Genomic DNA, 15,079 nt, shown 5'->3' with positions numbered 1-15,079 from the left:
ATTTCTAATGCTTCGTTAGAGCAGATCGCTATTAAGACGCCCGCTCCGGCGTTGACGGCGCAAGTGAATTGCGCCTACGCCGAAGCTAGCGGCAAGCCATGCCGACGCTTGGCTTGCAGAGCATTTTCAAGAGCAAAATGCTCTAGCTTCGTCCAATCTCCATCAGCGCCTGCCCGTACCTGTGCTTCAGCGTGTCCAGGTACTGCGGATCGATCTTGCCCTTCCAGGTCTCAATCTCCAGGAAACGTTTGGGAATCTTCGTCTGCACCGGATCATAGCCGGTCTTGAAACGGATCTGCCAGCGTAGTTTCTGGATGTCCGCGCCGATGGTGTCGAGCTTGCCGGCTAGCTCCGGGTAACCGATGGAGTCCAGGCACTTGGATAGCACGTCGTTCTTGTACACCCCGCGCGAGAACAGGCAGGCCACCATGCTCGTCAGCACGCAACGGCCCTGCTCGTCCTTGATCAGGTAGTCGATGGCCTTGTCCGCGTCCTGCTCGTTGTGAGTCTGGTCGTAGGAGTAGCCGCCGGCGTCCAGGTGCGAGTGGCGGAAACTCATGGCCTGCTGGGCGAAGAAGACCTCGCCCGTGGCGTAGCCGGCCATTTCCTGGCCCAGCACGCAGGCGAAATCCTCGCCGCCGTAGTGCGCGGCAGCCTTTAGCGCGCCGTTGGCCAGGCGCATGTAGAACTCGTTGGGCGCGTAGCCCAGGTGGGCGACGGCTTTCTTGTAGCCTTCCACATAGCCGAACTCCAAGGGCGTGAGCGTCTGCTCCTCGGTGATGATACCTTTCTGGAAGGCCTCTGTGGCCCAGGCCAGGGCCACGCCCGCGCTCATGACGTCCACGCCGACCTTTTCCACCTCGTCCATGATGGACAGCACGCCGCTTGCGTCGGTCACGCCGATCATGGAGCCCACGGAGAAGATGGGCTCGTAGTCATAGGCTACCTGGTGGTACTTGAAGCGGTGCTCGTCCGAGAACATCTCGCGCAGCATGCCGATGTGGATGCAGCCCACGGGACAGCCCGAGCAGGCCGTGTTGCGCAACAGCAGATCCTTGGCAAAGCGTTCTCCGGAGATGCCCTCCACGCCGGAATCGTGCGTGGCCTGCAAGTTGCGCCACGGCAGCGACTTGAGTTCGTTGAGCGGTATAAGGTTCTGGGGCGTGCCCAGATCAAAGTACTTGCTCATCATGTGCGTAGCGGTCATCTGCTTGTAGATGTCGCGGAACAGGGTCTGGTATGGCTTGCCCTCGGGCAGGGGGATGGACTCGTCGCCCTGGACCATGACCGCCTTGAGGTTCTTCACGCCCATGACCGTGCCGCTGCCCATGCGGCCGAAGTGGCGGTAGGTGTCCACGTTGATGCACGCGTAGGCCGAGAGGTTCTCGCCGGCCGGGCCGATGCGCATGAGCGAGCGGTGGCCCGAGAAGCCCTCGATGGTCTTGCGCAGGCTGCGGCCGGTCGAGAAGACGTCCATGCCCTTGAGGTAGTGCACGTCCACCAGGCCCAGTCGCCGCGCGCCGATGACCGCCGCGGACAGGGTTTTGGCCCGGCCGCGGAACAAGATGGCGTCGGCATTGGCGAAGCGCATGGCCAGGGCCAGGCGGCCTCCGGCGTGCGACTCGCTGTACTGATCGTTGTAGGGCGACTTGAAGGCGCAGACCACCTTGCTCATGAGCGGAAAGTAGCCCACCAGCGGGCCGATGGCGAAGATGAGCGGCTGGTCCGGGTGGTCCCAGTGCTCGTTCGGCAGGCCGTACTTGTCATAGAGCGCGGCGGCCAGATGGCTGCCGCCGAGAAGTTCCTTGGTGTCACCGAAGGACACGGGCTCGGCGTAGCCCTTGTCCAGGTGCATGATGACTACGCGATAGGTCTTGTTAGCCGGCATCTTCGGTTACCTCCCCGACCATCTTTTGGGACGTGTGCGCGTGCGGCGCATCCTGCATCTCCAGGCAGGTATGCGGACAGAAGGGCACGCACCGGCCGCAGTGGATGCACACGAAGGGGTTGCCGCCGGCGTCCAGGTACACGGCATCCACGGGACAGGCCTCGGCGCACTTGCCGCACTGGATGCACAGTTCGCGCTTGACCACCACGCCGCCTCCACGGCGCTGGGAAAAGGCGCCCGTGGGGCAGGCCAGGACACAGGGAGCCGGATCGCAGGCAAGACAGAGCGTGGCCTCGAAGCCGGTGGTGATGCCGCCCGAGGATTTGATGCGGATGCCGGCCTTGTTCCACGAGAGCTGCTTGTGCACCATGCGCGCGCAAGCCAGGGAACAGGAATGGCAACCGATGCAGCGGTCCATGCGGCTGGCTCGGAGAACTTTCATCATGCGTCTCCTTGAGGAGTGATTGTCGGTAAACGTCTGTCCGGCTGGCGGGCGGCTTGCCCGTTTCATCTATAGAGTGGCCGGAAAGGTTCAACGTTCAGGATAGCCAATTGTGGAGAAAAGAAAAGCCCGCCATGCCGGGGCGGCGTGGCTTGGCGCGGAGCAGGTCGGGAGATGTGCTGGTGGAGGTTTGGGCCGCGCCCGGCCTTACGCGCTGGCCATCGCCCTGTGAGTATTTCGGACCCTTAATTGTGCGTGAATACGATCCTAGAGACAGGGCCACATCCACGCAAAGCAGGTCAGCCATGATTCCGTAGCAGGCGCAGTTCGGACACAAAGGTCTCGAAGGCCTGGTGGCGCATGCTTTCCTCGGGCATGCGCAGGATGGCCGAAGGGTGGATGGTGACCATGGCTTGCCGGCCGGGTTCCAGATCTACGAACTTGCCCCTGACCTGCAGCACGCGCACGGGCTTGCCGAACACGGCCCGCGCGGCTGTGCCGCCAAGGGCCACGACCGTGCGCGGCTTGACCAAAGCCAGCTCCCGATCCAGCCAGTAGTGGCAGGCGTTGATCTCGGAAACGCTGGGCGCTCGGTGCTGTCGCCGCCGGCCCGTAAGCTCGAACTTGAAGTGCTTTACGGCGTTGGTCAGGTAAACCGTGGAGCGGTCCACTCCGGCCTCTTCCAGCGCCCTGTCCAAGAGTCTCCCCGCAGGCCCGACAAAGGGCCTGCCCCTGCGGTCTTCCATGTCGCCGGGAATTTCACCCACGAGCATGAGCCTGGCCTCGACCGGACCCTCGCCGAACACGGTGCGCGTGGCGGCTTTGTACAAATCGCAACGCGTGCAGCGCGCGGCTTCACGCACCAACACCGCATACGCCGCGGCCGCGCCGGACTCAGCCGGTATGGTCCTCCTGGACTCGCCTCGCTCCCCTCGTGCGTATCGTTCCACTTCGGGCATGCGTCCTCCTCGCGGTTTGTGGCCGCAAGGAATCATGCTGCCACAAGCAGCAGGGCATGGCGAGCCGAATGCTAGGGAAAAAGGCTTGGCAAGGCAGATCCCGCCCAAATATCTTGGAGCTACTGGAGCTTCGTGGCCAGCTTCTCGGCCCATGCCTTGACGCGCTCGGCTGAATCCTTGGGGTGCAGGTGGTACTTGAGGCTCGTCGTGACAACCTCGGCGCCTTGTTTCCTGGCGCGCTGCTCCACGAAATCGACGGCCTTGGCGAACTTGTCGTAACCCTGGTCGCCGCTGCCGAAGACAGCCATGCGCCTGCCGTGCAGGTCGATGTCGGCCATGCCGTCGTAGAAGGACTCGAAGTCCTGCTGGACCTCTTCGTCTATGGCGCCCCAGGTCGATACGCCCAGTATGGCCAGGTCATAAGGCCTCGACAACACGTCGGCGTTCACTTCGCGCACGTCCTGGATCTCCACGGTCACGCCTTTGCCTTCCAGAACCTGGGCGATCAGGTCCGCACCCGCTTTGGTGTTGCCTGTCTCGCTGCCGAACACGATGAGAGCCTTTGCCATGACTGCCTCCATTATGAACAGTATGTAGAAAAAAGATATTTAGCATGATCGCCTGACGCGTCACGCGCCAGGTCCGTCTCCCGCTCCGGCAGGGCAGGAAGCCTAGCTCAGATTCTGTCGCACCCAACTCACGATCTGCACTGCGTTCATGGCTCCGCTTACGCGGGCTGTCTCGCGGCCGCCCCGGAACAGAGCCATGGTCGGGATGGATTGAATCCCGTTGCGCGAGGCCAGCGCCGGCTCGGCCTGGGTGTCCAGCTTGACGAAGCGCACGCTGCGCAAGTCGGCCGCGGCTTGCTCGAAGGCCGGGGCCATCATGCGGCACGGGCTGCACCAGGGCGCCCAGAAATCCACCACTACCGGAACCGCGCTTTGCAGCACGTGGGTTTCGAACCCCGCCGCATCCACGGCCAGGGGCTTGCCGTCCATGATGGGCGTCTTGCATTTGCCGCAGACAGCCTCGTCCAGGCGCGCTGGGTTGATCCTGTTCTTGGCGCCGCACTTGGGGCAGGGCACGATGAGTCCCTCGCTCATGACCACGCTCCTTAGGCTTCTGGTTTGCCTTGGGCCTGTCCTGTCGGATCGACCCGGCGACTAGAGACCATTCTTACGAATAAGCGTTAGAAATGACAAGCGAATGCCAACTAGTGACAACATGGCACCTAGAGTAGATTGCTTTTAAGACGCCCGCTCCGGCGTTGACGGCGCAAGTGAATTGCGCCTACGCCTACGCGGCGGCAAGCCATGCCGACGCATGGCTTTTAGAGCATTTTCAAAAGCAAAATGCTCTAAAAGTGCCTGGAGAATGCCCGTGCCAAGAATTGGCTCTTGCAGCCAGACAGCGGCGTGCACAAATCGTTGCCGAGAAACGTCGGCGATGGCAGACCGAAGGCATGATGGCCCAATCCAGTTACGAACTCGAGCGCAACCATCCAGAGGCAAAGGAAGTCCTGCGGTTCTCTTCGGATCAGGAGCCAGGCTTGCGCCGCGTGCGCAAAGGCAAGGGCTTCGCCTTTTTCGACAGCGAGGGCAGGCTGGTGACCGACCAAGAAATAAAAGCGGCCATCCGTTTGCTGGCTATCCCACCTGCCTGGACCGACGTGTGGATTTGCGCGGATCGCAAGGGGCATATCCAGGCCACGGGCCGTGATGCGCGTGGCCGCAAGCAGTACCTGTATCATTCCGCCTGGACCGAGGAGCGCAGCCGCACCAAGTTCCGCGAACTGGCAGCCTTTGCCCGCGTCTTGCCGGACCTTCGGCGCGCCGTGGACCGCGATCTTTCTCGGCCTGGCCTGCCGCGACGCAAGGTTCTGGCTCTGGTGATCAAGCTCATGGAGGAGACCATGGTCCGCGTGGGCAACCCGGAGTACGCGCAGAGAAACAAGACGTATGGATTGACGACCCTGCGCGACGGTCACCTAGACGAGAGCTGCTTTCCGCTGTGTCTGCGCTTTCCGGCCAAGGGCGGCCGGGAACGGCAGGTGCGCGTGGCGAGCCGCAAGCTCGCCGCCCTGGTGCGGCGCTGCCAGGAATTGCCGGGTCAGCATCTCTTCGCCTACGAGGACGGGCAGGGCGTGCATGCGGTGGGCTCCCGGGACGTGAACGAGTACCTGCGCGAGGTCGGCGGGCCCAGCGTCACAGCCAAAGTTTTCCGCACGTGGGGCGCAACGGTATTGGCCGCGCGCGAGTTGTCGGCCATGGAGCCGCCAGCGAGCCAGACCGACGGCAAGCACAATGTCGCGGCGGCCATGCGCAAGGTCGCCGCCAGACTGGGCAACACGCCGGCAGTCGCCCGAGCATCCTATGTGCATCCAGCAGTGGTGAGCGCTTTTCTGCATGGGCGGCTTTGCGTGAACGCCGATGCGATGTATGCTCACGGCAATGCCGGGCTCTTGCCCGCGGAAGTGGCCGTGGCGCGCCTGCTCGCGAGCAGGGAGGACCGGCGTAACGATGCCGATGCGCAAGGAGGCGAGCCATGCCCCATGCAGTCTGGAAAGGAGCCCTGACCTTCGGCCTGCTGAATATCCCGGTTGCCTTGTATCCGGCCGAGCGCAGCTCGGATTTGCGTTTCACGCTCCTGGACAGCCGCGACCAGGCACGGGTGCGCTACCGGCGGGTCAACGAGGACACGGGCCGCGAGGTATCCTGGAATCAGATCGTCAAAGCCTACGAGTACGAAGGCGGCAACTACGTGCTGCTGACCAAGGAGGACTTCGAGAAGGTCAGGGTGGAGACCACGCGCAGCGTGGAGATCGTGGCCTTCGTCAGTGCCGGGGACATCGCGCCGGTATATTTCGAGCGGCCCTATTTCCTGGAGCCGGGTGAAGGCAGCGAGAAGGTCTACGTGCTCCTGCGTGAAACCCTGGTGCGCACGGGCAAGGCAGGCATCGCCAAGGTGGTCATCCATGAGCGGGAACATTTGGCGGCGCTCCTTCCCTACGGTCAGGCCCTCTTGCTCAACCTGCTGCGCTTCAAGCAGGAATTGCGCAACCAGGCCGAGCTGCGCCTGCCGGGCGCGGCGGCCCAGTACAAGATTTCGGACCGTGAGCTGCATATGGCCCAGACGCTGGTGGAGGCCATGGCCGAAGCCTGGAGGCCCGAACAGTATCACGACGAATACCGCGACAAACTCATGGCCTGGATCGAGGAGAAGGCCGAGACCGGCGCCGTGGCGCCCATGCCCGAAGTAGAGGAGCCGGCGGCCGCGGGCAAAGTCGTGGATATGATGGACCTGCTGCGGCGAAGCGTTGAGCAGACCCGCGCCAAGCAGGAGGCTGAGGAAGCCGAGCACGCCAGGGGACGGCGCAGGCGGGCTGCGGGGTAGGATGATTTGCAGAAGAGCTGGTAAGAGCTCCGCCAAGGCCCCCACAGGGGCTGGTCCTGGCTTCCACGGAAGGGGGCAGGCTGGCTACCCATGGTAAACGGCCTGCGCGAGCTGGAAGGTCCTCCGATGTGAAGAGCAGCAAGCATTCGCTGGTGGATAGGTCAGCTTGCGACATGGCAGCAATGGAAACTGAAGGAGTAGCATGGCCAGGCTCAGCGAATACTGGCGCAAGCGGGATTTTTCGCGCACGCCCGAGCCTTCGGGGCGAGGACCGGAGCCCGAGTCGGGCCGCGGGTTCGTGATCCACAAGCACAAGGCGCGCAGGCTGCACTACGACCTGCGCCTGGAACTGGATGGCGTGCTCCTGTCCTGGGCCGTGCCGCGCGGACCGAGCCTCGATCCTGGCCAAAAACGGCTGGCGGTGCGTGTGGAAGACCATCCCGTGGAGTATGGGAGCTTCGAGGGCGTCATTCCGCAGGGCGAGTACGGCGGCGGCACGGTCATGCTCTGGGACCGTGGCGTTTGGGAGCCCGAGGGCGACCCGCACGAAGGTCTGCGCCAGGGCAAGCTGCACTTCCGGCTGCGGGGCGAAAAGCTTTCGGGCGGCTGGATTCTGGCGCACATGAGCGGCAAGCGGGCCAAGGAGAATGATTGGCTGCTCATCAAGGTCCGCGACGAGCAGGCTAACCCACGGCTCGATATAGAAACCGACCGGCCCGAGAGTGCGGTCACGGGCAGGACCCTTGCGCAGATAGCCTCGTCGGCCGATCGCGTGTGGAGCGGCGCGGGCGAACATGCGTCTGGTACCGATTCTCGTCGAGATGTTCGTGACCGGGAACGGACCGGAGCTGAAGCCGAAGGCGTGACCATCGGCACTCTCGACGGCGACGTGCGGGCCAGGATCGCCGGAAATGTCGGACCTGCGCCGCCGGCGGCCGTCGAATACGCCGACACACAGCCATTGCCTCCACCAGCGCAGGGCCAAGCACGGCCCGAAACCCTCACGATAAAAAACAAGACAGCGGAGTCCCCGCGCTCCCCCGGCCTGCCCGATTTCGCGGCCATGCCCGGCGCGCGACCCGGCCCCATGCCCGAGCAGATCCGGCCGCAACTGGCCACGCTCGTGGACTCTCCTCCCGCCGGGGAGCAGTGGCTGCACGAAATCAAGTTCGACGGATACCGGCTGCTGCTGATCATCGATAACGGCAAGGCGCGGCTCATGACTCGTGGCGGCCAGGACTGGACCCACCGTTTTCCCGAACTGGCTAGGGCCGCCGGGGGCCTGACCCTGCGGCGGGCCGTGCTGGACGGCGAGGCCGTGGTGCTCGACGAGCGCGGCCGTCCGGATTTCCAGGCCTTGCAGAACGTGCTCAAGGGGCTGAGCGGGGGCACGCTGGCCATGTACCTCTTCGATATGCCCTATGCCGAGGGCCAGGACCTGTCAGGCTGCGCGCTCATCGAACGCAAGGAGGCCCTGCGGTCCGTGCTGGGCGCGATAGGTCAGATACCTTCACCCTTGCGATTCTCGGACCATATCGTCGGCAAAGGGAAACTTGTGCTGGAGAATGCCTGCCAGATGGGTCTGGAGGGCATCGTGAGCAAGCGCGCCGACGCGCACTACGAGCCCAGGCGCGCGCCCACCTGGCTCAAAAGCAAATGCGGCCAGCGCCAGGAAGTGGTCGTAGCAGGCTGGACCGATCCCAAGGGCCAGCGCACGGGCTTCGGTGCTCTGCTCGTGGGCGTGCATGACAGGCAAGGCCGCCTGATCTATGCCGGCAAGGTAGGCACCGGCTATGACACACAGGTGCTTGGCGATCTGTCAGGTCGTCTGGCCGGTTTGGCGACTGATGATGCGGCCTTTGCCGACATGCATCGTGTAGGTTCGCTGGCGGATGTGCATTGGGTGCGGCCGGAACTGGTGGCCGAGGTGGACTTCGCCGGCTGGACCCGCGACGGCATCATGCGCCATCCGTCATTCAAGGGCCTGCGCGAGGACAAGCCGCCAATCGAGGTGGTGCGCGAGAACCCGATGGAGCCCAAGGCTCGCGAGTCCATGCGCAAACAGCATGTTCCGGCCAAGACCGGCAGGGCCAAGGGGGCGATCAAGCTGACGCATCCGCGCAAGGTGCTCGTCCCGTACACGGGCCTGACCAAGGCAGGGCTGGCGGACTACTACCGCGAGGTCGCCGGGTTCATGCTCCCGCACGTTGTCGGCCGGCCCTTGAGCCTCGTGCGATGTCCCGGCGGTCTGGGCGAGGGCTGTTTCTTTCAGCGCCACCCGGCGGGCGGAGTGCCGCACGGTGTGCAAGGCGTGCGCGTGCTGGAAAAAGGCCACGAGCGCACCTGGCTGAGCGTGTCGGATTTGGACGGGCTGCTTGCGCTGGTGCAGCTCGGCGTGCTGGAGATTCACTGCTGGGGCGCGCGCAACGAGGATTTGGAACGGCCTGATCGGCTGGTTTTCGACCTGGACCCCGGCGAGGACGTGGAGCCGGCGCGCGTGACCGCAGCTGTCCTGGATCTGCGCGAGTTCCTGGAGGGGCTTGGGCTCACGGGCTTTGCCAAGGCCACGGGCGGCAAGGGCTTTCACATCGTGCTGCCGCTGCAGCGCAAGCCCGGTTGGCAAGAGCTGCGTGAATTCGCGCGCGCCGTGGCCGAGGAATTAGCCGTGCGCAAGCCGGGCGAGTTCGTCTCCGTGGCAGGCAAGGCCCGCCGGAGCGGCAGGATCTATATCGACTGGCTGCGCAACGCTCGAGGCGCGAGCAGCATCGCGCCGTACTCCACGCGGGCCAGGCCGGGTGCGCCGGTGGCCGTGCCGTTGACTTGGGAGGAACTGGCCGCCGGCATCGCGCCGAATTCGTTTGATATCCAGGCCGTGCGCCGCCGCGTGGCAAGTTTACGGGCTGATCCCTGGGAGGGCTTCTTCGGCTTGCGCCAGGGGCTTAGCGCGTCCATGTGGCGCGCGCTGGGCCGCAAGCGGCCAGTGGAGTAGGCAGGGAGTCTTATCTAGAGCAGATTGCTTTTTAAGACGCCCGCTTCGGCGTTGACGGCGCAAGTGAATTGCGCCTACGCCTACGCGGCGGCAAGCCATGTCGACGCATGGCTTGCAGAGCATTTTCAAAAGCAAAATGCTCTAAGCTTGGACTATGCGTTCAGGCCGAAGCCGTAACGCGGATCGTTTTTGCCCAACCCGGCATACAATCCAGCCACGAACTTGCCATAGCCGTTGAAGGGCAGGGTCGGGCGGCGTTCGCCCGTGCCGAGCATGCGTTCCGTGGCCTGTGACCAGCGCGGGTGGGGCGTGTTGGGGTCGACGTTGGACCAGAAATCGTACTCGTCCGGCGCGAGCGCGTTCCAGAAAGTCGGCGGCCGCTCGGCCGTTAGTTCGATGCGTGTGATGGATTTGGGGCCCTTGTAGCCGTACTTCCAGGGCAGCACGAGGCGCACGGGTGCGCCGCTCTGCTTGGGCAGTTCGTGGCCGTACATGCCCACGGCCAGGAAGGCCGTCTCGTTCAGGGCTTCGGGCAGGGTCAGACCCTCGAAATAGGGCCAGAGCCGCAGGTAGGGCGCTCCGGATTGTTGGCCGGGAGCCTTCTCGGGCTGCAGGAAGGAGATTAGGCGAACGTATTTGGCTTCCGGCTTGGGCCGCGCCGCTTCGATCACGCGACGGAAGGGCACGCCGATCCAGGGCACGTTCATGGCCCAGGCCTCCACGCAGCGGAATCGGTACAGCCGCTCTTCCAACTCGCCCAGGGCCTTGCCGGCGAGGATGTCCGCTACGTCGAATGTCACGGGCCGCTCCACGAGCCCGCTGACCTCGAAGCGCCAGGGCCTGGCCACGAAATCCTCGACGTAGCGCCAGACATCCTTGCCCGTGGTGAACTCGTAGAAGTTGTTAACCACGGCTGTGGCGCGCCGTTCGGTCAAGGGCTGTCCCAACTGATCCGGACCGAAGGTTTGGTTCGGCACGGCCTTGAGCGTGCGCAGCTCGACGAGGGTATCCTCCACCTGGCGCGTTTCGCGGCCCCACAGGTCGCAGGCGGCCAGCAGCGGGCCGAGGGTACCGGCCATGCCGCCCAGGCCCATGGCCTTGAGCAGCGTGCGCCGGCAACGGAAGATCTCCTCCGGCGTGGGGTCGGCGGACGGCAGGGAGATGCTGCTTTTACGCCAGCGCATGGTTGCCTTGAGACGGGCTTGACCGCTCCGCCCGCCTGAGTAAGCGCAGGCCTTGCGGCCCGGCCACGATCACTTCGTCGACGATATCCAGGAAGAGTCCGTGGGCCATGATGCCGGCCCTGGACTCCAGCTTGCGGGCCAACTCGCGCGGGTTGTCCAGCGGAGGCTGGCTCCAGTCCAGGATGAAGTTGCCCTGGGCCGTGACAAAGGGCCTGCCGTCCGGACCTGGCCGCAGCTTGATTTTTCCGCCCAGACTTTCCAGGAAACGGCGCTCGGGGACGAGCGCGAAGGGCAGCACCTCCACCGGCAAGGAAGCCTTCTCGCCCAGCCTAGCGGAGCATTTGGAAGCGTCGGCCACGATGATCCTGCGCATGGAGGCCTGGGCCACGATCTTCTCGCGCAGCAATGCGCCGCCTTTGCCCTTGATGCAGTCGAGTCCGGGATCGATCTCGTCGGCTCCGTCGATGACCAGGTCCAAGCTGGGCCGGGCGTCAAGGGTAGCCAGGGGGATGGCCAGCCGCCGGGCCTCTTCCTCGACGCGACGCGAGCAGGGCACGCCGAGCACGTCCTTGAGGCTCCCGTCACGCAGCAGCACGGCCATGCGCAGCACGGCATAGGCAGCAGTGGACCCGTGGCCCAGGCCCACGACCATCCCGTCGCTCACGCGTTCCACGGCCATTTCGGCGGCAAGCCGCTTGTATTTGTCTTCGGGCCCGACAACCCTCATGCCGCCGCGACCTCCGCGCAACGCTTCTTGATGGACGCCAGCAGCATGTCGAAGGACTTGGCGAAGGAGGCTACGCCCTTGGACTGCAGGTCGTCGGTGATCTGGTCCAGATTGATTCCCTGCGCGGCCAGGCGGTCCAGGGTGCCGGCCAGCTTGGTCTTCTCGGTTTGGCCCGTGAGCAGTGTTTGTTCTGGTTTGCCGTGGTTGAGGAAGGCCTGCAAAGTGGCGGGAGGCATGGTGTTCACTGTCTGCGGGCCGATGAGTTCATCCACGTATTTGGTATCCGGGTAGTCCGGGTCCTTGGTGGAGGTCGAAGCCCACAGGGGCCGCTGCACGCGCGCGCCTTGAGCGGCCAGCCGTTCCCAGCGCTCGCCGCTGAAGATTTCGCCGAAGCGGATGTAGGCCAGCCGGGCGTTGGTCACGGCGGCCAAGCCCAGCAGCTCGGTATTGCCGTTCGCCTTGAGCCTTTGGTCCACGGCCGCGTCCACGCGCGACAGGAAAAACGAGGCTACCGAGGCCACGCGGCTCACGTCGCCGCCCGATCCGGCCAGCTTCTCCAACCCGGAGATATAGGCGTCGACGATGGCCTCGTAGTGGGCCAAGGAGAATATCAACGTGGCGTTCACGTTCACGCCGTCGGCGATGAGCCGTGCCAGGGCCGGTATGCCTTCGTCCGTGGCCGGAACCTTGATCATGACGTTCGGCCGGTCCACCTGCTCGAACAGGCGCAAGGCCTCGCTCACGGTGCCCTTGGTGTCGTGGGCCAGGTGCGGGTTGACCTCCAGGCTCACGAAGCCGTCGGCGCCGCCGGTGGTCTGGAATACGGGCAGCAGGACGTCCGCGGCCGTGCGGATGTCCTCCACGGCCAGGGCCTCGTAGACGTCCATGACCGTTTGGCAGCGTCCGGCCAGCTTTTCCAGAGCCGCCACGTAATCGTCGCTTTCCGCAATAGCCTTCTGGAAAATGGTTGGATTTGAGGTCACGCCGGTAACTCCCAGCTCCATGAGTCGTTGCAGTTCACCGCTTACGAGAAAGGAGCGGCGGATGAAATCCAGCCACACGGATTGCCCGAGATGGGCGAGTTCTGTCAGTGTGCTCATGCTTTCCTCCGTGTGGGGCCTGCCGGGCGCCCCTGGCTTTGGTCATCCATCCTTCCTGTGGCCTTTCCTGATCCATGCGGCCCGTTTTGCATCGAGTTTTGTATCGAAGTGGGGAGGGCGGGGACAGGATAGGCCAATCGACTCAACTTAACATATCTTTTACGTTCGAGGCTATATGTTTTCGGGATATATGCGCATAGTCCAACAGTTCCGCCGGCCTACCGCTACGTGGCAGCTTGCGCACGGCCAGCATGCGCACCGGCACGGGCGTATCGGCAAGAGCGGCCAGCACGGCTTCGCCCAGGCCGCCTTCGGGATAGTGATCCTCGACTGTGACCAGCGCTCCGGTTTCACGGGCCGCGACCTGTAGCGTCACGGCGTCCACGGGTTTGATGCTGTAGAGGTCGATCACCCGCACGGGGATGGATTCGGCGGCCAGCATGTCGGCCGCGGCCAGAGCCTCGTGAAGGGTGATGCCCGCGGCCACGATGGTGCAGACGTCCTTGTCGCTCCGGCGCAGGATTTTGCAGCCGCCGAGGGGAAAGTCTTCGCCCGGCCCGTACAGAATGGGCGTGGCCATGCGCGTGGTGCGCAGATAGGCCATGCCCTCATGGCGAGCCATGGCCTCGACTAGCCGTTCGCAGCTCACGGCGTCGGCAGGGTAGAGAACGACGCAATCCAGCACAGCGCGGAATAGGGCCAGGTCCTCCAGGCCCATCTGTGATGCGCCGTCCTGGCCGATGGATATGCCGGCGTGCGAGCCGCAGAGCTTCAGGTTGGCCTCGGAGTAGCGAGCCATGCGAATCTGGTCCGCTGCGCGGGTCAGGAAGGCCGCGAAGCTGGACACGAAGGGGATCTTGCCGCGCCCGGCCAGCCCAACGGCCGCGCCGACCATGTTCTGCTCGGCCACGTACATCTCGAAGAAGCGTCCCGGGTGCGCCTTGGCGAACAGTTCTGCATAGGTGGAGTTGCTCACCTCGCCATCCAGGGCGACCATATCCGGAAAGGCCGGCGCAAGCCGGGCCAGGGCCTGGCCGTAGGCTTTGCGCGTGGCCACGGGCTTGTCCGGAGCATAGGCAATATCGGGCACCGGCGTGGGCTCGCTCCGGGCGATCTGGATTTGTGGCGGCGGAGCCAGCTCGCCGCGAACGTGCGGGTCCGCCTCGCCGAGCAGTTCGAGGGCCATCTTGTACGCTTCGGTCGGCAGAGGCTTGCCGTGCCAGTCGGGCTTGTCCTCGATGGCCGCCACGCCCTTGCCTTTGATGGTGCGGGCCACGATCATGACCGGCTTGCCGCTCGCAGCTCCGGATACGCCAAGATTCAGAGCCTGTTCGTAGGCCGCCAGCACCTGCCGCAGGTCGTGGCCGTCTTCGACCGGGATCGCCCGCCAGCCGAAGGCCTCGGCCTTGCGCGCCCAAGCAGCGATGTCGTGGCCGTGCAAGGTCTCGCCACGTTGGCCCAGACGGTTCACGTCCAGGATGCCCACCAGGTTGTCGAGCTTGTAGTGTGCGGCGATCTCCATGGCTTCCCACACGCTGCCCTCGGCCATCTCGCTGTCGCCCAGCAGCACGAAGCTGCGGCAGGGGAGCTTGTCCAGGTGCCTGGCGTTCAAGGCCATGCCCAGGCCAATGGACAGTCCCTGGCCCAAGGAACCCGTGGCCGCCTCGGTGAAGGGCAGGGCTGGCGTGGGGTGGCCCTCCAGGCGGCTGCCGAATTCGCGGAAGGTCATGAGCTCGGCCTCGTCGATCTGCCCAGCCATGTGCCACAGGGAATAGAACAGAGGCGAGGCGTGGCCCTTGGAGAAGATTAGCCGGTCGTTGCCCGCGTAGTCCGGCCGGAGCGGGTCATAATTGAAGAAGCCTCCGAACATGAGGGCGGTCATGAGCTCCACGGCCGACAGAGAGGATGTGGGGTGCCCCGACCCGGCGCGTGTGGAGCAGGCCAGGATGGCGTGGCGGACGCGCAACGACAGCGCGGCCAGATGGGAAATGCCTGAGTTATCGTTCATGCATCGGCCTCGTTAGCTGAGTGTGTGCAGCGTGACGCAGGCCAGCGTCGCGATGGCATGCTGACGGTAACATTTTATCTGGCGTCCGATCCACTTAAAAAGGCCATTGCTTCCGGCATGTTCCTCCGTGGCTTCATGTGGCGAAACAGACAGTTCCGTCAGATCAGGCAAGGTGCGGAGCCGGGCTCCGGTGTTTGACGCCGCGGGCCGCTTCCTGTACAGGCCCGAAGCCTGGGCCACCGGTGTTGACAGCGGCCTTTAGAGCTGATTGCTTTTAAGACGCACGCTCCGGCGTTGACGGCGCAAGTGAATTGCGCCTACGCCTACGCGGCGGCAAGCCATGCCGACGCATGGCTTGCAGAGCATTTTCAAAAGCAAAATGCTCTAAA

Annotated in this window: 12 protein-coding genes; 3 read left to right on the top strand and 9 right to left on the bottom strand. The window is 64.4% G+C overall.

From position 1 onward, the window contains the following. Positions 1 to 142 precede the first annotated feature (142 nt). From H585_RS0100060 to trxC, 5 genes are all read right to left on the bottom strand, one after another. Complete coding sequence (locus tag H585_RS0100060; protein ID WP_027366250.1) at positions 143 to 1,888, bottom strand: aldehyde ferredoxin oxidoreductase N-terminal domain-containing protein; 1,746 nt, start codon at positions 1,886 to 1,888, stop codon at positions 143 to 145. Beyond that, a complete protein-coding gene (locus tag H585_RS0100055; RefSeq protein WP_005988208.1) occupies positions 1,878 to 2,330 on the bottom strand; it encodes a 4Fe-4S binding protein in 453 nt (150 codons plus the stop codon). Before H585_RS0100055 ends, H585_RS0100060 begins: the two co-directional genes overlap by 11 nt. 299 nt (positions 2,331 to 2,629) lie before the next feature. After that, complete coding sequence (locus H585_RS0100050; protein WP_027366249.1) at positions 2,630 to 3,289, bottom strand: UdgX family uracil-DNA binding protein; 660 nt, start codon at positions 3,287 to 3,289, stop codon at positions 2,630 to 2,632. Positions 3,290 to 3,408: 119 nt separating this feature from the next. Beyond that, the gene (locus tag H585_RS0100045; RefSeq protein ID WP_014258524.1) at positions 3,409 to 3,858 is read right to left on the bottom strand and encodes a flavodoxin domain-containing protein; all 450 of its coding nucleotides are present in this window, start codon (positions 3,856 to 3,858) and stop codon (positions 3,409 to 3,411) included. A 102-nt stretch (positions 3,859 to 3,960) separates the two neighbouring features. Then, a complete protein-coding gene (trxC, locus tag H585_RS0100040; RefSeq protein WP_027366248.1) occupies positions 3,961 to 4,392 on the bottom strand; it encodes a thioredoxin TrxC in 432 nt (143 codons plus the stop codon). A 362-nt stretch (positions 4,393 to 4,754) separates the two neighbouring features. Between trxC and H585_RS0100035 the strand changes: the two genes are divergently transcribed. The 3 genes from H585_RS0100035 (at position 4,755) to ligD (ending at position 9,671) form a co-directional block, all read left to right on the top strand. After that, positions 4,755 to 5,864 carry a DNA topoisomerase IB gene (locus H585_RS0100035; protein WP_027366247.1) on the top strand — a complete coding sequence of 370 codons (1,110 nt, stop codon included), beginning with the start codon at positions 4,755 to 4,757 and terminating at the stop codon, positions 5,862 to 5,864. Beyond that, a complete protein-coding gene (gene ku / locus H585_RS0100030) occupies positions 5,834 to 6,682 on the top strand; it encodes a non-homologous end joining protein Ku (RefSeq protein ID WP_027366246.1) in 849 nt (282 codons plus the stop codon). The genes H585_RS0100035 and ku overlap by 31 nt, the downstream gene beginning before the upstream one ends. Positions 6,683 to 6,884: 202 nt before the next feature. Next, on the top strand, positions 6,885 to 9,671 hold the full coding sequence (ligD, locus tag H585_RS0100025; RefSeq protein ID WP_027366245.1) for a DNA ligase D: 2,787 nt from the start codon (positions 6,885 to 6,887) through the stop codon (positions 9,669 to 9,671). Between the two features lie 152 nt (positions 9,672 to 9,823). Here ligD and msrP read toward each other — a convergent pair whose 3' ends face one another. The 4 genes from msrP to H585_RS0100005 all read right to left on the bottom strand — a co-directional run bounded on the left by msrP (position 9,824) and on the right by H585_RS0100005 (position 14,690). Continuing rightward, complete coding sequence (gene msrP / locus H585_RS0100020) at positions 9,824 to 10,855, bottom strand: protein-methionine-sulfoxide reductase catalytic subunit MsrP (protein ID WP_027366244.1); 1,032 nt, start codon at positions 10,853 to 10,855, stop codon at positions 9,824 to 9,826. Then, positions 10,842 to 11,582 carry a ribose-5-phosphate isomerase RpiA gene (gene rpiA / locus H585_RS0100015; protein ID WP_027366243.1) on the bottom strand — a complete coding sequence of 247 codons (741 nt, stop codon included), beginning with the start codon at positions 11,580 to 11,582 and terminating at the stop codon, positions 10,842 to 10,844. Before rpiA ends, msrP begins: the two co-directional genes overlap by 14 nt. After that, a complete protein-coding gene (gene tal, locus H585_RS0100010; RefSeq protein ID WP_027366242.1) occupies positions 11,579 to 12,682 on the bottom strand; it encodes a transaldolase in 1,104 nt (367 codons plus the stop codon). The genes rpiA and tal overlap by 4 nt, the downstream gene beginning before the upstream one ends. 142 nt (positions 12,683 to 12,824) lie before the next feature. Next, positions 12,825 to 14,690: a transketolase gene (locus H585_RS0100005; protein WP_034626822.1), complete on the bottom strand. Its 1,866-nt coding sequence runs from the start codon at positions 14,688 to 14,690 to the stop codon at positions 12,825 to 12,827. Between the last annotated feature and the right edge of the window lie 389 nt (positions 14,691 to 15,079).

The sequence above is a fragment of the Desulfocurvibacter africanus subsp. africanus DSM 2603 genome (genome assembly GCF_000422545.1).
GTDB lineage: Bacteria > Desulfobacterota > Desulfovibrionia > Desulfovibrionales > Desulfovibrionaceae > Desulfocurvibacter > Desulfocurvibacter africanus.
The sequence above is the reverse complement of the archived record's forward strand: the minus strand, read 5'-3'. Positions and strand labels throughout refer to the sequence as shown.